Consider the following 26,839-nt stretch of genomic DNA (forward strand, 5'->3'; position numbering starts at 1 on the left):
CTTAAATATTACAAAAATCATATGTTAAGATATTTTTGTACTAGAAAAGAAGTTTTGGGGAGGAAAAAAGAAATGAAAAAAATCATATTTACAACTGCTGCTGCGGTAGCAATCATGGCTGCACCTTTTGCGGGGAAAGCAGATGCGGCTCAAGTTCAACCTATTAAAACTAAGGTAGTTTATTATCAGTTTGATACTGCTAATCTATCAAGTAATGCTGATTGGTGTGAGCAAATATTTAAGAAGTTGAATATTAGTTGGAAGAAAAATAATTTTAAAGAAATATATCATTCTGAAGCTGCAAAACCACAACAACCTGTCGAAGAGCCTACTGCACCTGAAGAACAAGAAAAATCAGTTGAACAGCCGGTACAAAAGCCTGTTGAACAAGAAAAACCAGTGGAACAAGAAAAAGCGCCAGTGGTTGAGCAAAAACCAGTACAAGAAGAAACACCTAAAGTAGAGGAAAAACCAACTCAAGAGGATAAGCCTGCCACAGAAACAAATTCACAATTAAGCGAATTTGAACAGCAAGTTTTTGATTTAACAAACCAAGAAAGAACAAAAAATGGTTTAGCACCATTAAAAGTAGATGTTGAATTAAGTAAAGTAGCACGTGAAAAATCAAGAGACATGTCTGCAAATAATTACTTTGATCATAATAGTCCGACATACGGATCACCATTCGATATGATGAAGAAATTCGGTATTACGTATCGTTCTGCAGGTGAAAATATTGCCATGGGTCAACGTACACCTCAAGAAGTAGTAACTGCTTGGATGAATAGCGCTGGTCACCGTGCGAATATTTTAAGCAATGATTTCACACATATTGGAATTGGACATGATGCTAATGGTAACTACTGGACACAACAATTTATTGGTAAATAATATTTCTCTAAATATAAAAAAAGGAACGGGGGAGCCATTAGGCTGCACCCGTTCCTTTTTTATGAAAAAGCATTTTATAAATCATAGTGTCCTTGTATATAAGGAGAAAGTGCTAAAGCAATAAAGATTATGATAGATCTTCTCTCTGTTGTCCTTTATAACCTTGATTTTTATTTTGTACATATCGTAAGCGAAATGAAAGTGTAACAGCACCAACAGCTAAACCAGTAATTAAACCAAGCCAATACCCATAGGGACCAAGCTCTGTAAATTTGGTTAATATGAAACCAAAAGGTAATCCTATTACCCAAAATGAAATGAGAGCCATAATAAACGTAATATTTACATCTTTATAGCCTCTTAACGCTCCTTGAATCGGTGCTTGAACAGCATCTGATAGTTGAAAGAATACTGCAAAAAGCAAAAATTGTGATGTTAGTTTAACCACATCTATATCATCACTATACAGTTGTGCAACTTCTCCACGAAATATAAATAATAATAATCCCATTACAAGTGATAAACTTACACCGCCAATAATTCCAAGCATGCTATAGGAACGCGCGTCTTTATGTCTACCAGCTCCAGCTTCAAAGCCTATAAGAATAGTAAGTGCCATCGAGATGCTTAAAGGAACCATATAAAGTAGAGAAGAGAAATTAAGTGCTGCTTGATGGGCTGCAATTACTTTCGTACCAAATTCACTCATAAATAATGTAACAGCCGAAAAAATACTTGTTTCAATAAATATGGACAATCCGATCGGAAGTCCAAGCGCAAAAATTTCTTTCCATTTGCGCAAATGGATGCGATGCAATGTATTAAATAAGCCAAAATCCATAAAAGGCCTTTTCGTATGGATAACCCAAATGGCAATCAAGGTAATAAGCCAGTAAGTGATAGCAGACGCAATACCGGCTCCAATACCGCCTAACGCAGGTAGCCCCAATTTCCCAAATATGAATATGTAATTTAACACAAAGTTAATAGGTAATGAGCTAAGTGTTATGACCATCGTTACTCTTGTTTTTCCAAGCGCATCAATAAAGGAACGAAGAACATTATAGATGAAGAGTGGTACTATTCCGAAAGCCAGACTCAATAAATAATTAGTAGCAACATGCCTTACATCATTTTCTAAATGCATAGAGTCTAATATTGGTCTCAAAATGATAGTTCCAATTATAATGATAACAACTGCCATTGCAGCGCCAGCGTAAATCCCTTGGACAACGGAAAAAGGAACATCTTGTTTTTTCTTTGCTCCAATTAAATGGGCAACAATCGGCGTAATAGCTAAAAGAATACCACTAAGCCCCGTAGATACTGGAACCCACAAGGATGATCCAACAGCGACACCGGCTAAATGATGGGCAGAATATTTCCCGGTCATCATAATATCAAAAAAGGTCATAGAAAACATTGCTAGCTGGGTGATTAATAAGGGAAGTAAAATCACCCAAAGTTGTAGAAGTTTTTCTCGTAAATTATCTGTTTGTTTCATTTTTACCCTCACTTACAAAAAATTTCATTAAGATAAGATTATAGCATAATATCATTAAATATACATTATTTAAATGTCGATAATATTATTATGTAAACAAAGAGTGAGACCTAATAATAAACCAACCAGGAGGTACTGGTTGGTTTTTAGATCTTTACTAAGCTTCAAGTGGTTGTAATTCTTCTGATTCATTGGAATGTCGAATATAATTCATCGTAAATAAATCTTTAGGAACTTCATATAAATCATAAAGATATTTATCCTGATTTAACTGTTTGAATATAGTAGGACGTGTTTCATTTGCTTGAATAACGTAGGGAAATTTTTCAGCAGCTTTTCTGGAACGAATATTTTCATTGCGAATACGCATATATATCGTTTCAATCTCTTTTTCGAAAAATAATTCTTGAAAAAAGCTTTCCTTTGCTAATATATTGTAACCTTTACCATGGTAAGGTTTACCGATCCAAGTACCTAAAAATCCGGCTAAACCTTCTATATCATAAAGATTGATCGTACCAATGGGATTTTCCCATTCATCAATGATCGTTCTTGAAATTAATTCTCCACGTTCTTCGGCCTCGATTGTTTGTTTCGTTACAAACATAAACTCTTCATAAGAATATGCTTTTTGTCGTACAAAAGGGAAAACATCCGGGTGCGCCATTAAATCATATAATGCATGACATTCATGCCAAGTTAATTCACGTTTTTTCAGCATTATGAACCCCCTCCTGGGCAGGGTAGTCCCGTAGATTCGTTCCTACCCTCGAAATTTTTTAAAGTTGCATAAAAAATTTCGGGGTGGGAATCGAACCCACTAGGACCAGCCAAAGAACAGGACTGGTGGCGCACCATTTGCCTTCCCTCAATTATGAGCTAATATTTAATTTTCAAGATATTTCTATTGACATCATACAAAAAAAAATCAGTTTTGCAAATAGAAAAAACAAAATATTTTTCACTTTTTTTCGACTGATTTCGACAGTTCTCTATTGTTTGTTTTTTGATATAAAATGGTAAAGGAAGTAGCAGCATAAACAGACGGTGGCAATGATGATAATCGGCTTTAAGTAGACGTGAGCAACCTGTCCAATTTCATCCCAATGAGACTCCAATTGAATCCCGATAAAGAGAAATAGGACAGTCCATGGGATCATTGCCGCCGCTGTATAAATACTAAATTGATGAAAAGGCATTTTAGCGATCCCAGCTGGAATGGATATAGCATGTCTTACTATTGGGATGAATCTTGCTGTAAAGATGACAATTGTTCCATACTTTTGAAACCATTTTTCCGAAGCGTCCAAATGTTTAGAGTTAATTAGCAAGAACTTTCCATATTTATCGAAAAAGGGACGACCGCCATAAATACCGAGCCAATAAAGAAATAATTGTGCAATTGTTCCTCCAAGTACACCAGCCATTAAAGCGGATAGAAATGAAATTTTTCCTGAAGCAATTAAATATCCACCATAGCCAAGAACGATTTCACTAGGAATAACTTCTAACATAAGTGCAAGAGCAATCCCAAAAAATCCGTACTCACCTAATGTTTGCAAAATATGAACAATCCACTGATGATCCATTTAAATCCCCCTTTAAATTCAGTAGAAATTCCCTATACTGAATAATATGCTTGTATAAATAAATAAGTATTTTTATGAAACTTTTAGAATGAGAAATCGTACTATATAATAAGAGATATTTAAGGGAGTGGAAGTAATGGAAAATAGTACAGAGAGAACTTTAGCCACAGTAATTTACGTGTCGAGTTTTTTTACTGCAGTCATAGGACCTTTAATTATTTGGTTGATTAAAAAAGATGAATCATCTTTCATAGACTATCACGGAAGGGAATACTTAAATTTCTTAATTTCCTATACTGTTTACGGAATAGTTGCAGCCATCTCTATGATCGTTTTAATTGGTTTTATTCTATTACCGATTGTAGGTCTACTTGGTTTTATTTTTACGATCATCGGAGCGATCAAAGCATACGAAGGTCAAGCGTATCGGATCCCATTTATTTTTCGAGTGTTATAAGAATAAATGAACAAATGTCTAGTGCATCACTTAATAGTGATGTGCTTTTTTAGTGGGTTTAGTATGGATGCACTGTATTGGTGATGCGTTATAGAATTTTTGATACTTAGAAATATTAAATCTATGAAAGAGAAACAAAAATGTTGGACGAGGGATTCAAAGATAAGGTTTTGTTTTAAAGAAGAAAATGTGAATTTAATATGAAGAAAATAGGAGAATCAGCCGTTAGCAAATGGATAATTCCGATATATAGAGTTACTCTAACATGAGAACTTAAAGTGCTAAGAGAAAATATAAAACTATTCAATGAATGAAAGTAGGCGTGTTTATGAGGAGCATAGGAAACCTTATGAATAGTATATGAAAATCAACTCTGTCCGATTCTATAATCAAAGAAAATATGTTAAAAGCTGTTACAGAGTCGGATGTTTTATTTTACTTAATAGAATTATTTAAAATAGGGGATTTTACTCAAAAACCTTTATTGATTCAAATAATGAATCAGACTAAAGATAAAGATGTTTTGAATTTATGTGTCAGAGTATTTTTATCTGTAGCAACTCATGAGGACTTAAGGGGCTCAAATAATCTTCGATTTCTTAATAAGGGAACGACGGAAACAATCAATACTTTTGCATCAGCCGCTGTAACTTCACTTTCTTTGGATATAATACCTTACTTATTAGTGTTACTTGAAGAGTGGAATGAAATTAGTGATACAGCTATTATTATAAAAGATTCTATTGACTTTTTTCTTGATTTTGAAGAAAAGTCAATAATTGCCCTTTTAGTAGTATAAATATCTTGGGAAAGTGTGGTATAAATTTTCATGAAGAAGCTCTCTTTTTTGTGTTTTATTTTGTTTTGGACAATAAAATTTCAACACATTTTTTGGGGGCTTTTTCCTTTTGTCTTTGTTAAACTTGAATATTGATTTTAGCAGATCGCGTTGATTGTAGCGGAAGGGGGCGACTCTTGCGGGATCAGCGGTCTATGTGAGATCCCGCAGAAGCGAAGCGACGAGGAAGCTCACGAACCGCCCCGCGGAAAGCGTCCCCTTGGAGCGGAAATCAACAGTATTATGTAGTAGACCCTTTCCTTTTAAAAGACTTAAAACATCCAAAAATTCATTTTTGGGATGCCTGTTTTCATATAAAGGTTAAGCTTTATTTTTGGGTAAACTTAAAAAGGATTTTATTGATTATATAGATAGACTTTCCATTAAAGATTGGGAAAAGGGGCAAAAATATTTCTACGGATACAAGCTTTAAACATGAGGAAAAAAGAAAGTTAAGCTACTACTTTTAATTTAGATGATCCAAAATGTAGAATTAACCGTGATAAATGTTTATTCGAACAAACCGCTTCTACAATTGTGGAGTATTGATTTCATTAGTAGTTCGGTTATCTATTACAGTCTTCCTCTTAGTATAAAAAATTAATATTTTACATAGAGTTACTTGCTTTCCCCGATTTTAATACAAAGAATGTAAGGTTTTCACAAGAAAAGTCCTAAATTGTTCCTATGGTTCATATAATCCTAGCAGGGGGAAGGGAATCGTATGAATATAAAAGACTATTATTCTCGAATGACTCGCTTGTACATGAATCAAACAGTGTTATTTTCATTGGTTTTTATTACTATCATTCTACCTAGCATTAAACAGGTTGATTTTTTACATGTCAATTTAGCTGGTATTGTTGTGTCACTCTGTTTATTTAATTTTTTTCTGAAGTATGTATATTTTTCGGGAAAAAACCGTGAAGTTTCAACTTTAATTAGTTCTAAGGATTTTACAATGAGTAAAGCGCAATCCTATATCTTACTCCGATCGCCATCATCCTTTTCATACTTTGATATTTATTCTGCTGATGGAATCTGCCGTTTTTCGATATCTATGGTGAAAGGAAAGGAGAAGCGAAGTAGAAATAAGCTTAGTGAAACTACAAAAGCAAAATTAATGTTTAGGCTAGAGCAACAAGGGTCAGCAAATATCTCTTATATTCATGTGAATTCAAATGATGCGGTTATTTTTATTCAAGATAATAAGATACCTCTAATAATTACACAAATAAATTCTAGAGAAAAAGAGATATTAATTGGTTCAAAAACCTACCATTTAAAAAGACAATATGCAGATTATATATTATCCACAGATGAAAAAGTATTGATGAGGATCAAAAAAGGGTTCATGCCTATTAAAATGCAGGCACTGTTTCAACCAAACACTCCAGTGTTGAGTTTTGAAAGCCGTCTTACAGAAGACCAAAAATATTTATGTTTATGCTTATTAGTGTATTTATAGAAGAGAGGCACAGAGAGGTTGTGAAGGGCGCTTATCAGTGGGAAACAAGATAATCATCACCACTGATAAGAGTGTAATTAGCAGAAGGTCCATAATAAGTATATAAAAGTTACTCTGTTTGAATCAATTTTAAGACATGATCAAAAGGTTGGTTTCTTTTACATGAAAAAAAAGTCGCAAATGGATCGCCTAAAATATTTACTCTATCTAATACCTTATTCATAGTGAACATTTCCGGTCTTAAATCCTCTGTTATTTCATGCCAAAATAGCGGTGCAGCGACAAGCGCATCTTCATTGTTTCTAACGGAGTAAGGAGTGATAATTGTTTTACCTTCCGCATGCTGAATGAAATCAACATATAGTTTGCCCTGTCGGTTTTTTTTCAACCTTTCCGTTGTAAAAGCATGAGGTTCTGTAGTAATTAGAAAGTTGGCGATAAATTCTGTAAAAAGCCGTGTTTCTTTCCATGTAAATTGTTCGTCAGGAAGCGGTACATAGATTTGCATTCCTTTATTACCGGAGATTTTAATGAAAGTGGTTAAATTTAACGTATCAAACACTTGTTTCAGTAGAAAAGCTGCCTGGATGGCTAGGGAAAATTCCTTTCGCGAAGGTGGATCCAGATCAAATACAATTTCGCTAACATAATTGCTTTTTATCGTTTGAAAAGGCACATGAAATTCTATCGCAAGCTGATTACCAAGCCAGATTAAAGTTTTTAAATCATTACATATGATCATGGCTGAATTCTCTTGTATAAATGACTGTATATAATCTGGCGCAGTCTCAGGGCGTTTCTTTTGAAAAAAAGCCTCACCGAAAATGCCGTGAGGCGCGCGGATGACTGTTAATGGGCGATCTTGAAGAAAAGGTAACATGAAACTAGAGATACCTCTTAGATAACGTAGATAGGCCAACTTTGTTACGTCTTGTTTATCCCATAGTAATTTATCAGGATTTGAAATTGTAACCTCTTCAGGAAAAACAGCATTATCAATTGAAAATGTTTCAAATGTGCAATGTTCCGGAAGTAAATCAAATCGTAAACACTTAAAGAAAGGTTCGCGAAGATTGTCTTCACTCCATTCTAAATAATATAGATCAAGACAAATACTAGGCTGAATTCTCAGGAAATTACCATTTTTCACATCGGAATTTTTCCTTATTGCATTTTTTAGAGCCATTTTTGTTTCTTTATCTAACCCATTAATAAAAAGGCCAAGAGCTTGAATTTTATCATTTTTCCATACACCAACATGGAAATACCCATTCTTTTCATCCAAAGCTGTTATAAAGCAAGAGACTATTTTCCAATTCTTCATTTTTAGCCACGTGGACGTTCTTTTGCCCTCTTCCCATAAGCTGGAGCCTAACTTTGCTACAATTCCTTCACTATCCTCATGCACCACTTTTTCAGAAATTACCTGATAATCGGAATAATAAGGTATATATTGCACGACTTTTTCTGTTTGAATGGATGGAGCCAACGAAAATTGTAATGACACGCATATGGATAACAATTTTGCTTTTCTTTTTATATAGGGGAGCGAAGTAGTATCAATACTATTAGTGGATAAAAGGTCAAAAACAAGCAATTTACATGCTCTTGTCTCTGCCGCGATATCAATTTTTTCTTTTGAACGCAATCTACCTCTTTTTTGAATGGCTAAAAAATTTGCTTTTGCGTCGGTTTGGAGGATTACAAGTTCACCATCGATTTTTAAAGGAAGTAAATCAGCAGCAATAGCTTGAGATCTATCTAGAAATTTCTTTACTTCAGGAAATAGAGGAAGTAAATCCCTTCCGTTTCTACTCCATAAAAAACATTCATCTTCACTCCAATCAAGAATACAACGAAAGCCATCATATTTTATTTCAAAAAACCAATTTCCTTGGCTTGGAGGATGAAAGGCTAAGGTTGGGAGCATGGGTTTCAAAAGTTAACACCTCTTCATTAAATATATTCAGTACAATACATGTTTTTAGCTTTACCAATTCATATATTTTTACCAAAACTTGATAGGGATGTTTGAGATCTTATTAAGTAAATACTAAAGATAAAAGAAAAGAAGGTGAGAATTTGCACACGATGTGGAAAGGTAGTATCAGCTTTGGTCTTGTCAATATTCCAATAAAGCTGCATGCAGCAACAGAAGATAAAGATGTAAAATTCCGTTCCCTTCATAAAGAATGTCATACACCAATTAAATATGAAAAAATATGTCCCGTCTGTGAAAAAGAGCTTGAGTTAAAAGAAATTGTGAAAGGCTATGAAGTAACGAAGGGAAAGTTCGTCATAGTAGAAGAGGAAGAATTAAAGGAACTCAGTGCTTCTAAGGCAGAAAAAGCTGTGGAGATTATTGACTTTATAAAAATAGATGAAATTGATCCTATCTATTATAATCGCAGTTATTTTATGTCTCCAGATGGTAGTACAAAAGCGTATGGACTACTTCGCAAAGCACTTATACAGTCTGAAAAGGCGGGGATTGCCAAAATAATGATACGTTCAAAAGAACAACTTGCGGTAATTAGAGTGTTTGAGGGAGTATTGCTAATGGAAACAATACATTACCCTGATGAAGTACGCAAGGCGGCAGAGGTACCAAATATATCGACTGCAGACGAAGTATCAAAAAAAGAAATTGATACAGCCATCTTATTAATCGACCAGTTAACATCAACATTTGAGCCGGAGAAATATAATGATGAATATAGATCTCAAGTGCTTGATCTTATAGAAGCAAAGAAAAGTGGAAAAGAAATGGTAACAGTCAAACAGAAACAACCAGCAGCAAATATGAATGAATTGATGGCGGCTTTACAGGCTTCCATAGATAAAACAAAACCAACAACAAAGAAAAAGCCTGGACGAAAGAAAGCGACAGCCAAAAAGGATGTAGCGAAGTAATGGGCTTTCATTTTTTAAGCTTTATGAGATCAAAGATTTATGTTATTATCAAGTAAAAAGAGGATTTAAATGCATAAACATAAAGTGAGTATCTCAGTTTTTTTGATTGCTTTATGTGTTTTCTTATTTACGATCATTGCAATATTTGTAAATAGAAAAGCATTAAAGCAATTTGACACGGCAATCATCGAGAGTATCCAAGGTATGATATCGGCTCCTTTAACAACCTTTTTCCTTGCTGTTACTTTTATCGGCTCTGTTAAGGGAGTCAGTATAATAACTATCATTTTCTTTTGCTACCTTTTTTATCGTAGGAACTATTTATACGGGCTGTATTTAATTACTTCTGTAGGAGTAGGTGCAGGTATATTAAATAAGCTTTTAAAAGCTTTCTTTCAGCGCGAGAGGCCTGATATGTTACGGATTGTCTCGGAAAGTGGTTTTAGTTTCCCCAGTGGACATGCAATGGGATCTGTCATTTTATTTGGGGGAATTGCCCTTATATTATATAAGATGAATGGAATGGTGAAGCTAACGATTGTTTGTATGGTAATGGCGGCAACATTAATTATTATCATCGGGCTAAGCCGCATTTATCTTGGTGTCCATTATCCAACTGATATCATTGCAGGATATGTCGCTGGTGTCATATGGGTAACGATAAGTAATTTTTTTTACAAAAGTTTGATAAAAATGTTGAAAGTTTAAAAAAAAGTGTTATAATCCTAAACATAGGTAAAAGAAATTTGTTTAGGAATTAATACTTTTATATAAAAATGATAGCGCTTTTTTATAAGGGCTTTAAAAGATTTTCCTTCATCTTCTTGCAATTTGTATGCACCTCATGTATGATAATAAAGAACTTAAGTTTTGGCTGATGCTTGATCAGCTACTAAAATCCTTTTTCCTCCAATGAGCGATTGTGAAAACTCATTGTTTTGTACAGACAAATCTCACTGGAGCGGTCATGGAGCCGCAAGGACGAGAGAGAGGAAGGGCTTTCGTTGTTTTGAAAGACAAATAGAGCATTTATGTTTTTCCTGTAATTTACCGCGAGATGCTGGCTGCATTACGAATAATATTGTTATCTATGGAGTTTGAAGTTTTTGCATATTATAAAGAATATCTACCACTGATGTGGATCTTGTTTATAATATGTGAAGTTTTATTTACACCGTAAATATGAGTAACATATTAAAAAATTTTTGGAGGTTTTTACCCATGGCAACAGGAACAGTAAAATGGTTTAACAGTGAAAAAGGATTCGGTTTTATCGAAGTTGAAGGCGGAAATGACGTATTCGTACATTTCAGCGCTATTCAAGGCGAAGGTTACAAATCACTTGACGAAGGTCAACAAGTTGAATTTGAAATCGTTGAAGGACAACGTGGCCCACAAGCAGAAAACGTTGTTAAACTATAATAGTTCATTTAAAACTGCCTCTAGGGGCAGTTTTTTTATAACAAAAAAGCAGCCGATTGGCTGCTTTTTTGCATTGTTCTTAATTCTGAAAGATTTCATTTACAGTTCATCGAATCCGTTTAAATCACTCGTTTTTGTATATTGTCTTGATTTCTGTTCGAAGAAATCTGTTTTAGTGTCATCGAAATTATCTACATATGCACGAATCCACTTCATTGGATTGTCTGTATATCCTTCATAAATATCACTTAACCCCAATAAACGAAGCATTTTATTGGCGCGATATTTAATATATCCTTCCATCTCCAGAAGATCGATTCCATCAATCCCAGCAAGCACATATTTACTCCATATTGTTTCTTGTTCAACGGAGTGGCGAAATTGATCATACACCCAGTCTGTGAATTCTGCTGTGTTGTACTCCGGATTTTCTGCTAGTGTGGCGCGAAATAGGTCACTTATAAAGCGTCCATGCTGGAGTTCATCACGGTTGATGTAAGAGATCATCGTGGATGTACCAACCATCTTTTGATTTCTAGCAAGATTATAGAAAAATGCGAATCCAGAATAGAAGAACAAACCTTCAAGTAGGGTAGTATAAACCATGGCTTTTAATAAATTTGCGATCGTAGGATTTTCGGAAAATTCATTGTACACTTCCATAATTCGTTCATTACGTTTTAAGAGTACTTCGTCTTTGCGACCCGTTTCAAAAGATTCATTTTGCTTATGCAGTGTAGCGACAGATGATAGTACGTAAGCATAGCTATGATTATGTTCGCTCTCTTGGTCAGCAATTGTGGCCATAATCGATTTAACGGATGGATCAGTAGATAAATTAGATATTCTACCAGCAATATCTGTTTGGGGACCATCTAAAGTTGCTAGTAACCCAATTATCTTTAAAAAGGCATTTTGTTCTTCTTCAGACAGTGTAGAAAATTGTTTCGTGTCTTGAGTCATATCTACTTCGCTTGCACGCCAAAACAAAGCACGAATTTGTTCGCGGTGAGTATAAAAATGTGGATAGGCGATATCATTCCAGTTCAATATGCCACTTGCTTTGCCACCAAAAAGGGCTGTTGATTTATTTGGATTAATGGGTTCTAATATTTTTACTTTTGTTAATGTTTGAGACAATGTTTTAACACTCCTTCTGTCCATTCTATCACTGTATTTTCTTGTGATCCTCTTGGACTTTGCTCTATTTTTAATGGCTTGTAAGTAGATTGATAAAATTTTGCAAGTTTTTCAGCCGCATGGCAAAATAATGTGTCGCCGCCAAATTGTGTATCTCCTGTGCCGAAAATAAAGACATTAGGTGGTTTATAGCCAATCTCATACACAAAATCTTTGACATCATCTGGTGTTGCGCCTTTGCCCCATGTAAAAGTTCCAATCATAATCAAATCGAAAAGGGAGGGATCAGGTATGATCCCTGTTCCAATTCGATATACAAACACTGAATGATTTACCTCTTCTAATAACCTTTGTTCTATTAGTTCTGCAACTTCTTTCGTGTTTCCACTATAGCTTGCATAACATATTAAGATTCGCACCAGACACAGTCCTCGATGTCCGATGCAGTAGACCGAACGTAATAAGTTGTTTTTAACCCGGAATCCCAAGCTTGTAAGTGCAAGTCTAGCATTACTTGTGCTTTAATATTATTTGGGACGTAGAAGTTAAATGAGATAGATTGATCAATATGACGTTGTCTTGCTGCATTTTGTTGAACAGACCAACGTTGATCCACGATATAAGCAGATCGGCGATAAATATCATACGTATTGTGATCTAGGTCTGGTGCAACAACTGGTAATTTATAATCTTTCTTTTCTTCATGGTAGAAGGCTTTGAAAATTGGATCAATGCTAGCAGTTGAGCCAGCGATTACGGATGTACTTGAGTTAGGTGCAACAGCCATAAGATATCCATTTCTCATTCCGTGTTCAGCTACTTCATTCATCAATTCAGTCCAAGTATCTGCCTTAGGGCCTTTTAAATAGCCGCGTTGTCTGAAATATTCACCTGTTTGCCAGTCGCTGCCTACAAATTTAGAATATGCTCCTTTTTCTTTCGCTAACTCCACACTTGCTTTGATTGTTAATTGAGAAATAAATTCATACAGTTCATCAGCGAATGTAACAGCTTGTTTTGATTCCCACTTAATTCCTTTCAATGCTAATAGATGATGCCAACCGAAAGTACCTAATCCTACAGCTCTATACTTTTTATTAGTAATTGTAGCTTGTTTCACATCAATCGTATTAAGGTCAATTACATTATCTAGCATTCTTACTTGGATAGGGATTAATCGTTTTAATAAGTCTTGGTTGTCATTATTTGCATATACAGCTTTTCCAAGGTTAATAGAAGAGAGGTTGCAAACAACGAAGTCGCCAGCTTTTTTATATGTGATAATCGTGTCACCATCAACTGTTTCATCATATTGCACAGTAGGGGACATATTTTGCATTATTTCTGTACACAAATTACTAGAATATATCATACCCTCATGTTTGTTGGGATTTTTACGATTGACTTCATCCCGATAGAACATGAAAGGAGTACCTGTTTCTAATTGTGATTTCATGATTCTTGCCATGATCTGAATAGCGGGGATCTTAGTCTTATTCAAAGCATTACTTTGAATACACTCATCATATTTTTCTCTGAAAGAACCAGATCCTTTTTTCTCATCATATAAATCTTCAAGCGAATAACCCATGACGCTTTTCACTTCATGTGGATCAAACAAGTACCAATCTCCTCGTCTTTCCACTTGCTCCATAAATAAGTCTGGCAAGCAAACCCCAGTGAAAATATCATGTGCTCTTTGCCTCTCATCACCATTATTAAGCTTCAAGTCGAGAAATGATAGGATATCCGCATGCCATACATCAAGATAAACAGCAATGGCACCTTTTCTACGACCGAGCTGATCCACGCTGACAGCTGTATTATTTAATTGTTTTATCCATGGAAGACTTTAATTGTTACTCTCTAAAAAAATTAGAGGGATAGGTCATTTCTGCCTATCTCTGTACATCGCTGTACAGAACAGACTATATCTTTATCCACATTCCCTTATTAATTTAACGGTATTTTGTTTTCCCTTTTGAGCCGAACGGTATTTTTATTTTTGTTTTATCGTACCTGGAAGGATTTAGTTCTCCTGTATGACACTTTCTATGGCAATCAGAGCAAAGAGAAATTAAGTTGTTAAGATTATTTGCGTCATTACTATACTCAAAAAATCTAAATGGAATCTTGTGATGCACATCTAGTTCTTTGTCGCGTTCTATCTCAGTGATGCCACAATCTTGACATGTATAAAGATCTCTTTTTCTAGCCAATCTTCGTTGGTTATGCCAATCAGGACCATAATATTTTATTGTACCGCCAAGAAAATTTGGATTGTTTTCGCCTTTCATAAAGTCTGACTCCCTAAAATGAGTAATCATACATTCATCACAACAAAAGTTCAATTTTCCTCTTACTCTTGATTTATTCCTTATAATCATAGAGTTGCAATTCGTGCAAGCCACTGAAATAGTACCTCTTTGTGAAAGTAGTGTAGCAGCACAATTTCTTGAGCAAACTACTTTCGCCTTAGCATAACAAGGAAGTAAATTTTCAGTTTTCTTACAAATTATACAGGTGAATTTTACCTTTTCTGTTGTGTTAACAGGCACTCCAATTTTCCCGATATCGGCGCACTTTTTGCTACAATAAATTTTTTTCTTTATGTTTCCAGGAGTACGTATAACAATTGCCTTACAAATTTCACATAAGTATTCTTTACCGTTTTTTTGAGCTTCGTTAGAACATTTTTGACTACAATACTTTTGTGTTGCTTTTCCTTTTTTATATGCATGAAATGTTATACCACAAAATTTACAGTCAAAAGGGAATTTTTTTCTAATATAATTTTTATTATAAGTCATGGAATAATACCTCCCATTTCTATAAAAAAATTGGAAGAAGTGGATAGGTGGTTCGAGCTATAAGATCTCTCTAATAACTACTTAGTCGTTGAACCTTCTACCTAGCGTGCTAGGTAGCTCGGCTGCGGATTGTCCGCACTCTTGGATTTTTAGGGTTCGCCATGTCATTACTGCATGGTATCCTACCTCGAGATACTCGGAGTTTCCCGCAATTGACCACCTTTATTACTCGTAACTTACGCTACAAGAGGGCTACGTTCAACCCCAGAAGATGCCCCTTTAAATCCTTTAATCGAACTACCACGACTTCTTACTTTCCCCATATAAACACCAATACCGCCACCGTCTTTAGATAGTCTTGCTACATCTGTATTACTATTATAAATGCCCATAAGCGAATCATCGACTGTATCGATAAAGCAGCTAGATAACTGTCCATGAGCAAGGCCGGCATTTGCTAGCGTTGGAGTTGCAACCGTCATATACAGGTTAGATAAAGCCCAATAACTTTCAGCGACAAGTTCTGATCTTTTCTCGATGGGTTCGTCTTGCATTAGATGAAGAGCAATAACTAGCCAACGTTCTTGAGGTAATTCAAATGTGTTTTTCTGATGGTCTGTTGCTAAATATCTCGTAGCTAAAGTATGTAGACCAATATAGTCAAATAATAGATCGCGATCAGGGTCGATTAAACTAGCTAATTCTATAATTTCTTCTCTACTATATTTTTTTAATATATTTGGAGAATAAATGCCTTTACCAGCTAATGTTTTTAATAATCCGTAAAAATCGCCATATTTTAATTCCTTGTCATATGCGCGGTTTTGGCTCGCTTTATTATAGAGATTCTTTAAATATAATTTTGCAGCATCATATGTCCATTGTGTGTTTGCTTCATCTACATTTTCTAATGCTGTATGAATAAGAAGGTCAGTGATATGGTTAGCTTTTAATTCATTTTTAGATTCTATACTTCGAACGATTTTCTCTTTGTATTGTGTGGAGGTAATGGAGGTGTTATTTTCTATAAATGCAAATAGCCGTTCTTTGTCAAACTCCAATTTCCTGTTACCATGATCTTTTGTAATGAATGTTGTCATTTTTACCACCTAATCTTTCGTTATAATAAAAAAATCCGCCCTCAAGGAAAGGCGGATGGAACGATAGAAAAAAGACAGAAAAATACTGTCACTATCGTTTCATCTTCCCAATCCCCGAAGAATTGAAACTCAGACAAGTAAGGCAGGTCTCCTGACTCATGTATTAACCTACTTGGGGCCTTCCCGCATGATTATTAGTCATTAAACTAACTATTGCAGTGGATTTCCCGTTCGTACACATTTACAGTTGCGGGGACAGTTCCGGCGTTTAACCGGATTCCCTATTAAGCCTTGATTAGGCACCTTGACATGCAGAAATTCAATATGTAGTATTTGTTTTTGTGTACAGACACTAAATATAGTGTTGTACTTAATTGATAATAGCATGTGTAAAAAAGAATCGCAACAGAAAACCATCCGAAATATAAGATAAGGTAATAAAATCTAGATTTGAATCTAGGTGTGTGAATTTTTTCGCAATTCAGCCTTGACAGTAATTTCATTTATAGTTAAAATGAAGTTACATTAAACATTATATTTTATTCCTTATAAAGAGTCGGGGAAGGAACTGGTCCTATGATCCCGCGGCAACCCTTGCTTCCAAGCAAAAAGGTGCCAATTCCAGCAAACTGATACAGTTTGAAAGATAAGGGAGAGCCCGATACATACATCTAACCTCTTCCTAATCAGAAGTGGTTTTTTTGTTTGTAAAGGAAGGTTTAATTGTTGGAAGCGCTGGACAAGCGGTATGTTTATACATAAAAATACTATCAACAGGGGGAAGTTATGATGTCAACAACACAAAAGGTAGAAAGTCTTTATAAAAAGTCGAATTTTCGTAGAATAACGGAATTGAAAAAGCATGCACCTGAACAATTTTCAGCATTTTTTGATTTTAATGGAAAAGCGCTAGCGGAAGGTAAGCTGTCAGTTAAACTTAAAGAACTCATCGCAGTAGCAGTTGCACATGTGACTGGGTGTCCATATTGCATCGACTTACATGTCACTGAAGCAAAAAAAGTCGAGGCTACGAAGGAAGAAGTGGCGGAAGCTGTTTTTGTTGCTACGGCATTAAAAGCGGGTTCGGCTTTTGCTCACGGAGTAAATGCTTTGAATTCATTTGATGGTCAAAAAGATGATGAGCTATATAAAGCGGCCTATTTCAATCGCATAGCGGAGTTTTCAAAACTGAGTGGCGATGCGTTTAAAAGCTTTATTGATTTTGATAAGCAGGCATTAGCAGCTGGAGAACTAAGTGTAAAAGAAAAGGAGCTTATTGCAGTTGCTGTTGCCCACACAACAGGATGCCCGTACTGTATCGATCTTCATACAAAGGCAGCTAAAAAGGCAGAAGCTAGTTTAGAAGAAATTTCTGAGGCTGTTTTTGTCGCTGTTGCTCTTAAAGCGGGTTCAGCGTTAGCGCATAGCGTCAATGCATTAATTGCGTATGACGAATAAAGATTCGTGAAAATAATGGGAAGCTAGAATCGAAACACATCATTTTATACAACTTAAATAGCAGTTCTACAAGTCGTTATTTCTTTGACTAGTAGAACTGCTATTTTTGATCGGAAAAACAATTGCTCAAAACAATGATATTCGTACACAATAATGGATAAAAATCAGCGGTCAGGTAAAATTAATTAAAACTTCGCAGATTTTATCTTTTTACTTAATTTAAATTCTTTGCCATGACCAATAATCTTAGCTACCAGCTATAAACATGAAGAGAGGACAAAACGTTGCTATAGACCCACTAGCTACCTAGTTGATACCATATACAAGAGTAATGGAGGGATTATTTTTATGGATCAACAAAAATATGCTAACTTAAAGTTAGCAGAACGTGGAGCAATTATTGGTATTATTGCTTATTTATTTTTGGCCTTTTTGAAGTTATTTATTGGTGTTATCAGTCATTCAGAAGCATTAAAAGCTGATGGCTTTAACAATACAACAGATATAGTTGCTTCTATTGCTTTATTAATTGGATTGAAGTTATCCCAAAGACCAGCCGACGAAGACCATCTATATGGACATTGGAAAAGTGAAACAATTGCTTCCATGATCGCTTCATTTATAATGATGACGGTGGGATTGCAAGTAGTTTATGGCGCAATAAAATCGCTGTTCGATGCTACGAAAGAATCGCCAGACATGCTCGCTGGCTGGGTAGGTGTGTTTTCAGCTCTTCTCATGTATCTGGTATATATGTATAATCGTAAGTTGGCGAAGAAAGTAAATAGTCAAGCGGTGATGGCCGCAGCGAAAGATAATATATCCGATGCTTGGGTTAGTATTGGAACAGCAATAGGTATTTTTGGGACGCAACTCGGCCTGCCATGGCTTGATCCGTTAACAGCTGTTATTGTTGGTCTTTTAATTTGTAAGACAGCCTGGGAGATTTTTCGTGATACTTCCCATCTATTAACTGATGGCTTTGATGAGGAAGAGATTGAAACTTATAAAAAAACAATTCAAAATGTAAGAGGTGTAATGGGAGTAAAAGAAATGAAGGCGAGAAATTACGGCAATAATGCGGTAGTGGATATAGTCATTTTAGTTGATTCCACTTTAGATATAAACACTGCTCATGATATCTCGACAAAAGTAGAAAAAATATTAATTAATGAACATGATGTGTATGACGTGCATGTACATGTGGAACCAGATATATAAATCGTGAGAATAAGACACCAATCATTTTTGGTGTCTTATTCATGTATCTTGTAGAGTGTCACATATTACAGTAAAATATAAATTGTGTAACATTCTGAATATAAAGGAGATTAACATGCAATTACAAAAGACTCGTACACCAATAACTGAAGTTCATTTATATGAGAATCAGCACCATCGCGGCAATCATATTTCAGACCATTATCATGATCATTTTCAAATTTTATATGCGTTAAATGGAGAAGGTGAATTGACGCTAGATGACAAAAAATATGAATTTTCTAAAGATCGGGTTGTGTTAATTGTCCCTAACTCTGTTCATTCTATTACTGCACATGCCAAATTATCAGTTCTAGTGTTGGCCTTTTCTCCAACTGCTTTAGGTCATCATATAGAAGAGGGATTATTAAATGGGCTTCAACAACACTCACAGCATTATCAACTTGATGTTGTTCGTGCAAGTGAAGTAAGACAAATATTGCGAAAAATCTTATTTGAACAAACCGACTATGACCCTCTCTGCAAGTATGCAGCACCGGTTTACTTATATGAATTACTATTGATTTTAATCCGTTTCAATAAGGAGAAGAAATCTGAAGATGCAAATGATATGAGATCATTAAGATTGCGAAATTATATTGATACGCGTTATTTTGAGAATATTACAGCTGAAAATTTATCCGCAACATTCGGTATATCCACTCGTTATATCAATGATATTTTTAAATCGAAATTTCATGAAACGCCATTACAATATTTGCAAAAAGTAAGAATTAATCGCGCAAAGGAATTGCTAATTGAATCAGATAAGGACATTGTTTCTATTTGTTTTGAAGTAGGATACGAAACACTTTCAACGTTTTATCGTACATTTAGAAATATCGTAGGTATGTCGCCAAATAAATTTAGGACTATTAAAAAAGAGAGCATAGAATAACAAGCTTCGCTATCTTATTTTTTAAAAATAGTTGCTTGGCCACATATGTTTTTCCGAAATTAAGAATTTATCTCCTAATCTTATAAGACAATCAAAGATTTACATTACATAATGGATACAAATAATGTAAGCGCTTTAATTAAGAGGAGGAGTGATGTATTGAAGAAAATTTGGGGAGCAATTCCTGTTTGTATTTTGCTATTTTCTATCATATTAGCTGGTTGTAACAAATCAACAACAACTGATAATGGAGAAAGTGGGGGAGAAGGAAAGAAAAAGGAATATGTTATAAAGTTTGCACATGTTGTAAGTGGGACAACTGCAAAAGGGAAAGCCGCAGAAAAGTTTGCTGAGCTAATAGAAGAGAAGACAAAGGGACAAATTAAGGTGGAAATCTTTCCTGATTCGCAATTGGGTTCTGATAGGGAAATAACTGAACAAATGCAATCCGGCACCATTCAAATGAATGCTCCTTTTACAGGTGTTCTACCATCATTTGTGAAACAATTTGAGATTTTTGACTTACCTTACTTATTTGCTGATAAAGAAGTTGCTTATAAAGCGATGCATGGTAAGTTAGGCGATATGCTTAATGAAAGGTTGGAAAAGCAAGGTTTAAGAGGACTTGGATACTGGGATGGAGGTTTTAAGCATTTTACTAATTCGAAGCATCCCATTGAGTCCCCGAAAGACCTATCTGGATTAAAGATGCGTGCTTCACAAAGTCCGCTATTAATTTCTCAATTTAAAGCGTTAAATGCTGGTGGGGTTTCGATTGACTTTGCTGAACTTTATACAGCGCTTCAAACGAAAACGGTTGATGGGCAGGAAAATCCATTATCAAATGTGAATAGTAAAAAATTTTATGAAGTACAAGATTATTTAACATTAAGTGCACATGGTTATATGGGATATGTGTTACTTATTAGTGACGAATTTTATAAGGACCTTCCAACAGACCTTCAAAAGGCGATTGATGAAGTTGCTGAGGAAGTAACTAAGTGGCAATGGGATTTAGCTACTGCTGATGAAGAAGGGTATATGAAAGTGCTAGAAGAATCGGGAATACAGATTACTGAATTCGAGGAAGAAGATAAAGAGGAATTTTTAGAACTAACCGATGATGTCTTTGATGAGTTTATGAAAATTGAGGGTGCAAAAGAATTATTAGATGCGGTTAAGGAAGAAGGAAATTAGCAAATAACAACTAACGGGACGGCTTTTGCCGTCCCATTTAAATAGGGAGGGGATTTTTTGAAAAAGGTTAATAAACTATTAAATTACATCGAGGAGTATATAGCTGTTACTACATTGATATTTACTTCATTATTAGTTTTTGCACAAGTAGTTCTGAGATATTTATTTAATTATTCACTCCACTGGTCGGAGGAAGTAGCTAGATACTTAATTATTTGGTTTATTTTTATAGGCAGTAGTATTGCAGTAAGAGAAAAGGCTCACGCAACGGTAGACGCACTTGTAATTATATTACCTAACCTAATGAAGAAGTTTTTTGCTATTTTAGCAAATGTTATAGCTATGGTTTTTTGTATCGTTATTATCTTATCCGGTTGTAAATCGATTTTAAATGTCATGCAATATGGTAGTGTCACTCCATCTTTAGGGATGCCAATGTATATTCCTTATTTAGCTATTCCTGTTGGTGGGACCTTAATGCTTATTCGCTTTTTTCAAATTTTTTTAGATGAAATAAGAAATCTTAGAGCAGATAAGGCGACTATAAGTAACTCTCATGAGGAGATGACAAAACTATGATCATTGTCATTTTTATTTTATTAATGTTACTCGGTGCTCCTATTGCTGCAGCTATTGGGTTATCTAGCTTTATTGCCATGTTTCAAGGAAACATCTCTATCGATACGTTTGGTCGGACCATGTTCTCCGGAATTGATTCATTTACTTTAATGGCAATACCTTTCTTTGTTTTTGCCGGTGATTTAATGCTTGCGGGTGGCACATCAAAAAGGTTAATAGATTTGGCTAAAAAATTAGTTGGATGGACAACGGGTGGATTGCCAATTGCGGGAGTTCTTTCTTCCATGGTTTTTGCTGCACTATCTGGATCGAGTCCAGCAACTGTTGCGGCTATTGGGAGTATTATGATTCCGTCGTTAAAAGATGCTGGGTACTCGCCAAGATTTGCGGTTGGCTTAATGTGTGCAGCCGGCTCTTTAGGGATTATTATACCACCAAGTATTACGTTATTAGTGTATGGGGCGATTGCTGAAGTCTCCATTAGCAAGCTATTCATTGCAGGCATTATACCTGGTATTTTTATTGGGATTGTATTAATGGTTGTAAGTTATATTATTGCAAAAAAGCAAGGGCATCAACCGGATAAACGAGTAAGTCTGAAAGAGTTGTGGATTGCAGCAAAAGGTGCGATTTGGGGAATTATGATGCCTGTTATTATTTTAGGAGGAATATATAAAGGATATTTTACCCCGACTGAAGCAGCTGCAGTAGCAATTGTGTACAGTTTACTGATTGGTTTTTTCGTATATAAGGAACTTTCCATTAAAAAATTATTTACTGTCACTAAAAGATCTGTTGTCACTTCGGCAATGATTATGTTTATTATAGCATCTGCTAAAACATTCAGTTGGTATTTAACATATGAGCAGCTACCAACTAAATTAGCGTCGAACATCATGGAATTTGCGACAACTCCATTCATTTTTTTAATTATTGTCACAATCGTTTTATTATTAGTGGGAATGTTTATGGATTCCAGTGCAGCGGTGTTGATTTTAGTTCCACTTTTTTTACCAATCGTTATTGAAATGGGGATTGACCCAATTCATTTTGGTGTAATCATGATTATAAATCTAGCGATTGGAATGTTAACTCCACCATTTGGGCTAAATTTATATGTAGCTTCTGGGATTAGTAATATGTCCGTTACGTCAGTCACGAGAGGTGCCATTCCCTTTATTATTGTTCTTATTATTACGTTATTGGTGCTTACTTTCATTCCGCAAATATCGTTATTTTTACCAGAGAAATTTATGTGAACATGGTAGATTAAAAGATCGCTAATTTGTATTTTTGAGAAGAAAGCAAGTAATTCCTAAGCTAATTGAATCATTTCCGATAATGCGAATTGGTTTCTCATATAGATAAGACGTTTTTTCTTATCAAATATAAAATAAATATAAGATCTATTCATCAAATTAAAAAGAAGAGGTGTTTTTATGTCGAATATTAATGTCGGAATTATTATGAATGGAGTTACAGGAAGAATGGGGACAAATCAGCATTTGATCCGCTCAATTGTCGCTATTCGAAAGCAAGGTGGAGTGACACTCCCGAATGGTGACGTTATTATGCCTAATCCTATTTTAGTTGGAAGAAACGAAAATAAATTAAGATCATTAGCAGAAGAACATGGTATTAATCGTTGGAGTACGGATTTAGATACATGTTTAAGTAATTCTGAAGACATTATTTACTTTGATTCTCAAACGACTGTTCGACGTGCAAAGGATATACGAAAAGCTATTAAGGCGGGGAAACATATTTATTGTGAAAAGCCAACAGCGACTAGTGTGGAAGAATCACTTGAGCTTGCACGTTTGGCATATGAAGCGGGCGTAAAGAATGGGGTAGTGCAAGATAAATTATTCCTTCCAGGTATTATGAAACTTAAAAGACTTGTTGATTCGGGATTTTTTGGAGAAATACTTTCTGTTCGCATGGAATTCGGTTACTGGGTATTTGAGGGAGATTGGCAACCAGGTCAACGCCCTTCATGGAATTATCGGAAAGAAGATGGTGGTGGAATCATAGTAGATATGTTTGCGCACTGGCGTTATGTACTTGATAACTTATTTGGAAATGTGCAAAGTGTTTCTTGTCTCGGAGCTACACATATACCGAAAAGATGGGATGAACTAGGAGAGCCTTATACATGTACAGCGGATGATGCAGCTTACGCAACATTCGAATTGGAAGGCGGCATTATTGTCCAAGCCAATTCTTCATGGACAGTGAGAGTGAACCGCGATGATCTCCTCACAATCCAAGTAGATGGTACAGAAGGTAGTGCTGTGGCTGGACTGCGTGATTGTAAAGTCCAACATCGTGTAAATACGCCGAAGCCAGTTTGGAACCCTGATATTGAAAACCCTTTCGATTTTATGGATCAGTGGGAAGAAGTACCAACAAACGATGTGTTAGATAACGGTTTCAAAGTGCAGTGGGAACTGTTTTTAAAACATATTGTAAACGATGAATCATTTCCTTGGGATTTACTTGAAGGGGCAAAAGGAACGCAGTTATCAGACCTTGGGTTAAAATCTTGGGAAGAGCGCCGTTGGATTGATATTCCGGAATTGACTATTGGAGGTGCATCTCATGGGGAAAAAGTTAAAGTTACCAAGAGCTAACGGTACATTTAGTTATTATGAGCCTAGTCAATCTTCGGTATTTGAAATTCCGACAACGCCATTTCAAAATAGAATTGCGTTTTCAGCAGCGCATGTAGTTTGTGATCCATTAGCAAATACAGACCCACTTACTAATCCGCAAATAGATTGGGAAGATACATTAGCTTATCGTCGCCATTTATGGTCGCTAGGATTGTCCGTTGCCGAGGCGATGGATACAGCGCAACGCGGAATGGGGCTTAGTTGGAATGGCGCACAGGAGTTAATTCAACGCTCAGTCGCGGAGGCTCGGTCAGTTGGTGGACGGATTGCCTGTGGCGCAGGTACTGACCAATTATTACCTAGCGCACAAGTTACATTGGAACAAGTGGAAGCAGCATACGAAGAACAATGTAGCTTTATTGAAAACGAAGGTGGTCAAATTATATTAATGGCAAGTAGGGCACTCGCTGCCTGTGCAGATGGTCCAGAAGATTATGACAGAGTGTATAGCAAGATTTTACAGCAAGTTTCCCAACCTGTCATTCTCCATTGGCTCGGAGATATGTTTGATCCCGCATTAAAAGGCTATTGGGGACATAAAAATATCGATGAGGCAATGGAAGTTTGCCTTAATATTATTTGGGATAATCGTGAAAAGGTAGATGGAATAAAAATATCGCTTTTAGATGCGGACCGAGAGATTGAAATGAGAAGATTATTACCTGAAGATGTGAAAATGTATACTGGTGATGATTTTAATTATCCTTCATTAATCCGTGGTGACGAAAAAGGCTATAGTCACGCATTATTAGGTATCTTTGATGCGATTGCGCCGGCTGCTGCAGTAGCTCTGCATGCACTTGATAATGGAGATATCAGTAAATATAATTCTGTTTTAGAAAAAACGGTCCCTTTATCTAGACATATATTTCAACAGCCTACTTATTCCTATAAAACCGGAATCGTATTTATGGCATATTTAAATGGACATCAAAAGCATTTCCGGATGATCGGTGGAGCAGAAAGTGCCAGATCGATAACCCATCTATCTGAACTATTTTTACTAGCAGATGAAGCAGGATTACTAGTTGACCCACACCACGCTGCCAATAAGATGCAAAAAATATTATCCATTTCAGGAATCGAATAGGAGAGGAAAAATGGGAAACATAGAAACGATAGAGCGGCTTAGCTTAAATCAAATTACAACGGATAAATGGAATCTTCGTGAAGCTGTAGACGGATGTGCACGTGCTGATATCCCTTCAATCGCAATATGGAGGCACAAATTAACGGAACTGGGTTTAGCTGAAAGTAAAAAAGTAGTACAGGATGCTGGCCTAAGTGTTTCCAGTCTTTGTAGAGGTGGAATGTTCCCAGCAGCTACAAACTTGGAGCGCCAAGAAAGAATTGAAGATAATAAAAGGGCAATAGAGGAGGCAGCTGAATTAGGTACTGACGTATTGGTACTTGTCTGCGGTCCAGCACCTGATAAGGATATCGACGCTGCTCGAAAAATGGTAGCTGAAGGAATTGAGCAAATCATTCCGTTTGCTCAAGAGCATGGTATTAAATTAGGAATTGAGCCACTTCATCCTATGTATGCAGCGGAAAGAAGCGTCATCGTCACATTAAACCAAGCTAATACACTTGTAGAACAATTCAAGACGGATGCGGTAGGGGTAGTTGTTGATGTATTTCATGTTTGGTGGGATCCAGATTTATATAATCAAATTTCCCGCGCAAGTGGAAAAATCTTAGGTTATCATGTCTCAGACTGGATCGTTCCTACTCCTGATTTGTTGATGGGGAGAGGGATGATGGGGGACGGTGTGATTGATTTAAGGAAAATAAGAAATGCAGTAGAAAAGGCAGGATATAAAGGCCCGATTGAGGTTGAAATATTTAATGAAGAGATTTGGAATCGTCCAGGGGATCAAGTATTAGGGCAGATAAAAGAGCGTTATTTAGAATTTGTATAATAAAAATGAGTATTGACAAAAAGTGCATCCTTTAAGGATGCACTTTTTTGATCTTTGAAAAATGGGGAAATATTAAAAAAGATAGGAAGTGAGAATGAAACTATTTTAAGTGTGCAAAAACCTTAAGATGGTTGTTTTTAAAAAAACTCACCTTATCTTATATAGGGACACTTTTCATACATATTAATTAGCTATGCCTACTCCATAGACGTTTATCTTGCATATTGTATAATGGGTGATTATTTTTGCAGAAAGAGAGCTGAAAAATAATGATGGATTTAAATAATGTGTATGGAAGAGCTCAAGGCGGGAATCATGGAGGGCATCATTCTGGCCCAAATCATGGCTTGGGAGGATTTGGCACACCGTTCATCGGAGGCGTTTTAGGTGGCCTTACACTTGGGGCATTGGCGTCACCAGGAGCTGGATATGCTGGTTATCCGTATCCAACACCCTATCTATATCCAGTACCAATAACCTATCCATATCCAACATATCCGTATGGAGGTTATCCGTATTATTAATAAAAAGGTGTTGGAAGCAGATTAATAGGGCAACTTTACTCATTTTTTTCGTAGGGAAATATAGAAACGGAGATAGACTGTTTTAATGAAAAAAATAAAATCTGAATATTTTGTGTATTATTCAATTACCATGTTTGCCATTGGAAAATCCCACAGTAAAGTATTTCTATACCTACATGTGGGATTTTGCTACC

At 35.7% G+C, this 26,839-nt stretch carries 24 protein-coding genes, 2 pseudogenes and 2 riboswitches; of the genes and pseudogenes, 17 read left to right on the forward strand and 9 right to left on the reverse strand.

What is annotated here, in order from left to right:
* The first annotated feature begins 72 nt into the window (after window positions 1-72).
* Complete coding sequence (locus BLE01S_RS05370; protein ID WP_066138015.1) at window positions 73-891, forward strand: CAP domain-containing protein; 819 nt, start codon at window positions 73-75, stop codon at window positions 889-891.
* 127 nt (window positions 892-1,018) lie between these two features.
* Here the strand turns inward: BLE01S_RS05370 and BLE01S_RS05375 are convergent, their stop codons facing one another.
* From BLE01S_RS05375 to uptA, 3 genes are all read right to left on the reverse strand, one after another.
* Window positions 1,019-2,395 (reverse strand): MATE family efflux transporter, encoded by a 1,377-nt coding sequence (locus BLE01S_RS05375; protein WP_066138018.1) that lies wholly within the window; start codon window positions 2,393-2,395, stop codon window positions 1,019-1,021.
* A gap of 157 nt (window positions 2,396-2,552) precedes the next feature.
* Window positions 2,553-3,116 carry a GNAT family N-acetyltransferase gene (locus BLE01S_RS05380; RefSeq protein ID WP_066138021.1) on the reverse strand — a complete coding sequence of 188 codons (564 nt, stop codon included), beginning with the start codon at window positions 3,114-3,116 and terminating at the stop codon, window positions 2,553-2,555.
* 271 nt (window positions 3,117-3,387) lie between these two features.
* The gene (uptA, locus tag BLE01S_RS05385) at window positions 3,388-3,984 is read right to left on the reverse strand and encodes an undecaprenyl phosphate transporter UptA (RefSeq protein WP_066138024.1); all 597 of its coding nucleotides are present in this window, start codon (window positions 3,982-3,984) and stop codon (window positions 3,388-3,390) included.
* 136 nt (window positions 3,985-4,120) lie between these two features.
* On the opposite strand from uptA, the gene BLE01S_RS05390 reads away from it, so the two are divergent.
* The 3 genes and pseudogenes from BLE01S_RS05390 (at window position 4,121) to BLE01S_RS05400 (ending at window position 6,747) form a co-directional block, all read left to right on the forward strand.
* A complete protein-coding gene (locus BLE01S_RS05390; protein WP_066138027.1) occupies window positions 4,121-4,441 on the forward strand; it encodes a DUF4870 domain-containing protein in 321 nt (106 codons plus the stop codon).
* Window positions 4,442-4,814: 373 nt separating this feature from the next.
* Window positions 4,815-5,213 (forward strand): annotated as a pseudogene (imm47, locus tag BLE01S_RS05395) (Imm47 family immunity protein); the annotation flags it as partial.
* Between the two features lie 790 nt (window positions 5,214-6,003).
* Window positions 6,004-6,747, forward strand: a complete 744-nt coding sequence (locus BLE01S_RS05400; RefSeq protein WP_066138030.1) for a hypothetical protein — start codon at window positions 6,004-6,006, stop codon at window positions 6,745-6,747.
* Between the two features lie 109 nt (window positions 6,748-6,856).
* On the opposite strand, the gene ligD is transcribed toward BLE01S_RS05400, so the two are convergent.
* Window positions 6,857-8,677 (reverse strand): DNA ligase D, encoded by a 1,821-nt coding sequence (gene ligD, locus BLE01S_RS05405; protein ID WP_326255776.1) that lies wholly within the window; start codon window positions 8,675-8,677, stop codon window positions 6,857-6,859.
* A gap of 152 nt (window positions 8,678-8,829) precedes the next feature.
* Here ligD and ku point away from each other — a divergent pair, with 152 nt between their 5' ends.
* From ku to cspD, 3 genes are all read left to right on the forward strand, one after another.
* Window positions 8,830-9,660: a non-homologous end joining protein Ku gene (ku, locus tag BLE01S_RS05410; protein ID WP_066138035.1), complete on the forward strand. Its 831-nt coding sequence runs from the start codon at window positions 8,830-8,832 to the stop codon at window positions 9,658-9,660.
* A 69-nt stretch (window positions 9,661-9,729) separates the two neighbouring features.
* Window positions 9,730-10,368 (forward strand): phosphatase PAP2 family protein, encoded by a 639-nt coding sequence (locus tag BLE01S_RS05415; protein WP_066138038.1) that lies wholly within the window; start codon window positions 9,730-9,732, stop codon window positions 10,366-10,368.
* Window positions 10,369-10,881: 513 nt separating this feature from the next.
* Window positions 10,882-11,082 (forward strand): cold-shock protein CspD, encoded by a 201-nt coding sequence (gene cspD / locus BLE01S_RS05420; protein WP_066138041.1) that lies wholly within the window; start codon window positions 10,882-10,884, stop codon window positions 11,080-11,082.
* Window positions 11,083-11,181: 99 nt separating this feature from the next.
* Here the strand turns inward: cspD and BLE01S_RS05425 are convergent, their stop codons facing one another.
* From BLE01S_RS05425 to BLE01S_RS05445, 5 genes and pseudogenes are all read right to left on the reverse strand, one after another.
* The gene (locus BLE01S_RS05425) at window positions 11,182-12,222 is read right to left on the reverse strand and encodes a ribonucleotide-diphosphate reductase subunit beta (protein WP_231955921.1); all 1,041 of its coding nucleotides are present in this window, start codon (window positions 12,220-12,222) and stop codon (window positions 11,182-11,184) included.
* Window positions 12,207-12,641 carry a flavodoxin gene (locus tag BLE01S_RS05430; RefSeq protein WP_066138048.1) on the reverse strand — a complete coding sequence of 145 codons (435 nt, stop codon included), beginning with the start codon at window positions 12,639-12,641 and terminating at the stop codon, window positions 12,207-12,209. Before BLE01S_RS05430 ends, BLE01S_RS05425 begins: the two co-directional genes overlap by 16 nt.
* Window positions 12,629-14,071: pseudogene (locus BLE01S_RS05435) on the reverse strand (ribonucleoside-diphosphate reductase subunit alpha); the annotation flags it as partial. The gene BLE01S_RS05430 and the pseudogene BLE01S_RS05435, both read right to left, overlap by 13 nt.
* A 109-nt stretch (window positions 14,072-14,180) precedes the next feature.
* Entirely contained in the window at window positions 14,181-15,032 is an 852-nt protein-coding gene (locus BLE01S_RS21070) for an HNH endonuclease (protein WP_066138051.1), read from the reverse strand.
* 236 nt (window positions 15,033-15,268) lie between these two features.
* On the reverse strand, window positions 15,269-16,132 hold the full coding sequence (locus BLE01S_RS05445) for a ribonucleotide reductase N-terminal alpha domain-containing protein (protein ID WP_066138054.1): 864 nt from the start codon (window positions 16,130-16,132) through the stop codon (window positions 15,269-15,271).
* 124 nt (window positions 16,133-16,256) lie between these two features.
* Window positions 16,257-16,454: riboswitch (cobalamin riboswitch) on the reverse strand.
* Window positions 16,455-16,675: 221 nt separating this feature from the next.
* Window positions 16,676-16,785, forward strand: a riboswitch (SAM riboswitch).
* A gap of 136 nt (window positions 16,786-16,921) precedes the next feature.
* Here BLE01S_RS05445 and BLE01S_RS05450 point away from each other — a divergent pair.
* From BLE01S_RS05450 to BLE01S_RS05495, 10 genes are all read left to right on the forward strand, one after another.
* Entirely contained in the window at window positions 16,922-17,590 is a 669-nt protein-coding gene (locus tag BLE01S_RS05450) for a carboxymuconolactone decarboxylase family protein (protein WP_066138056.1), read from the forward strand.
* Window positions 17,591-17,938: 348 nt separating this feature from the next.
* Window positions 17,939-18,811: a cation diffusion facilitator family transporter gene (locus BLE01S_RS05455; protein WP_066138059.1), complete on the forward strand. Its 873-nt coding sequence runs from the start codon at window positions 17,939-17,941 to the stop codon at window positions 18,809-18,811.
* A gap of 115 nt (window positions 18,812-18,926) precedes the next feature.
* A complete protein-coding gene (locus BLE01S_RS05460) occupies window positions 18,927-19,748 on the forward strand; it encodes a helix-turn-helix transcriptional regulator (protein ID WP_066138062.1) in 822 nt (273 codons plus the stop codon).
* A 159-nt stretch (window positions 19,749-19,907) separates the two neighbouring features.
* Complete coding sequence (locus BLE01S_RS05465) at window positions 19,908-20,945, forward strand: TRAP transporter substrate-binding protein (protein ID WP_066138065.1); 1,038 nt, start codon at window positions 19,908-19,910, stop codon at window positions 20,943-20,945.
* A gap of 57 nt (window positions 20,946-21,002) precedes the next feature.
* A complete protein-coding gene (locus BLE01S_RS05470) occupies window positions 21,003-21,524 on the forward strand; it encodes a TRAP transporter small permease (RefSeq protein WP_066138067.1) in 522 nt (173 codons plus the stop codon).
* Window positions 21,521-22,783 carry a TRAP transporter large permease gene (locus tag BLE01S_RS05475; protein ID WP_066138070.1) on the forward strand — a complete coding sequence of 421 codons (1,263 nt, stop codon included), beginning with the start codon at window positions 21,521-21,523 and terminating at the stop codon, window positions 22,781-22,783. The genes BLE01S_RS05470 and BLE01S_RS05475 overlap by 4 nt, the downstream gene beginning before the upstream one ends.
* 180 nt (window positions 22,784-22,963) lie before the next feature.
* Complete coding sequence (locus BLE01S_RS05480) at window positions 22,964-24,157, forward strand: Gfo/Idh/MocA family protein (RefSeq protein ID WP_066138073.1); 1,194 nt, start codon at window positions 22,964-22,966, stop codon at window positions 24,155-24,157.
* Entirely contained in the window at window positions 24,126-25,289 is a 1,164-nt protein-coding gene (locus BLE01S_RS05485; protein WP_066138076.1) for a dihydrodipicolinate synthase family protein, read from the forward strand. The genes BLE01S_RS05480 and BLE01S_RS05485 overlap by 32 nt, the downstream gene beginning before the upstream one ends.
* Window positions 25,290-25,299: 10 nt before the next feature.
* Window positions 25,300-26,121, forward strand: a complete 822-nt coding sequence (locus BLE01S_RS05490; protein WP_066138079.1) for a sugar phosphate isomerase/epimerase family protein — start codon at window positions 25,300-25,302, stop codon at window positions 26,119-26,121.
* Window positions 26,122-26,390: 269 nt separating this feature from the next.
* The gene (locus BLE01S_RS05495; protein WP_066138083.1) at window positions 26,391-26,645 is read left to right on the forward strand and encodes a hypothetical protein; all 255 of its coding nucleotides are present in this window, start codon (window positions 26,391-26,393) and stop codon (window positions 26,643-26,645) included.
* Window positions 26,646-26,839: the final 194 nt, after the last annotated feature.

Source organism: Lederbergia lenta NBRC 16444, assembly GCF_001591545.1.
In the GTDB taxonomy this organism is placed as follows: domain Bacteria; phylum Bacillota; class Bacilli; order Bacillales; family Bacillaceae_C; genus Lederbergia; species Lederbergia lenta.

Bases quoted from the DNA above. Each gene is read 5' to 3' on its own strand.
- BLE01S_RS05370 (WP_066138015.1), top strand. From the start codon at position 73: ATGAAAAAAATCATATTTACAACTGCTGCTGCGGTAGCAATCATGGCT.
- BLE01S_RS05375 (WP_066138018.1), bottom strand. From the start codon at position 2,395: ATGAAACAAACAGATAATTTACGAGAAAAACTTCTACAACTTTGGGTG.
- BLE01S_RS05380 (WP_066138021.1), bottom strand. From the start codon at position 3,116: ATGCTGAAAAAACGTGAATTAACTTGGCATGAATGTCATGCATTATAT.
- uptA (WP_066138024.1), bottom strand. From the start codon at position 3,984: ATGGATCATCAGTGGATTGTTCATATTTTGCAAACATTAGGTGAGTAC.
- BLE01S_RS05390 (WP_066138027.1), top strand. From the start codon at position 4,121: ATGGAAAATAGTACAGAGAGAACTTTAGCCACAGTAATTTACGTGTCG.
- BLE01S_RS05400 (WP_066138030.1), top strand. From the start codon at position 6,004: ATGAATATAAAAGACTATTATTCTCGAATGACTCGCTTGTACATGAAT.
- ligD (WP_326255776.1), bottom strand. From the start codon at position 8,677: ATGCTCCCAACCTTAGCCTTTCATCCTCCAAGCCAAGGAAATTGGTTT.
- BLE01S_RS05415 (WP_066138038.1), top strand. From the start codon at position 9,730: ATGCATAAACATAAAGTGAGTATCTCAGTTTTTTTGATTGCTTTATGT.
- cspD (WP_066138041.1), top strand. From the start codon at position 10,882: ATGGCAACAGGAACAGTAAAATGGTTTAACAGTGAAAAAGGATTCGGT.
- BLE01S_RS21070 (WP_066138051.1), bottom strand. From the start codon at position 15,032: ATGACTTATAATAAAAATTATATTAGAAAAAAATTCCCTTTTGACTGT.
- BLE01S_RS05445 (WP_066138054.1), bottom strand. From the start codon at position 16,132: ATGACAACATTCATTACAAAAGATCATGGTAACAGGAAATTGGAGTTT.
- BLE01S_RS05450 (WP_066138056.1), top strand. From the start codon at position 16,922: ATGTCAACAACACAAAAGGTAGAAAGTCTTTATAAAAAGTCGAATTTT.
- BLE01S_RS05455 (WP_066138059.1), top strand. From the start codon at position 17,939: ATGGATCAACAAAAATATGCTAACTTAAAGTTAGCAGAACGTGGAGCA.
- BLE01S_RS05460 (WP_066138062.1), top strand. From the start codon at position 18,927: ATGCAATTACAAAAGACTCGTACACCAATAACTGAAGTTCATTTATAT.
- BLE01S_RS05475 (WP_066138070.1), top strand. From the start codon at position 21,521: ATGATCATTGTCATTTTTATTTTATTAATGTTACTCGGTGCTCCTATT.
- BLE01S_RS05480 (WP_066138073.1), top strand. From the start codon at position 22,964: ATGTCGAATATTAATGTCGGAATTATTATGAATGGAGTTACAGGAAGA.
- BLE01S_RS05485 (WP_066138076.1), top strand. From the start codon at position 24,126: ATGGGGAAAAAGTTAAAGTTACCAAGAGCTAACGGTACATTTAGTTAT.
- BLE01S_RS05490 (WP_066138079.1), top strand. From the start codon at position 25,300: ATGGGAAACATAGAAACGATAGAGCGGCTTAGCTTAAATCAAATTACA.
- BLE01S_RS05495 (WP_066138083.1), top strand. From the start codon at position 26,391: ATGATGGATTTAAATAATGTGTATGGAAGAGCTCAAGGCGGGAATCAT.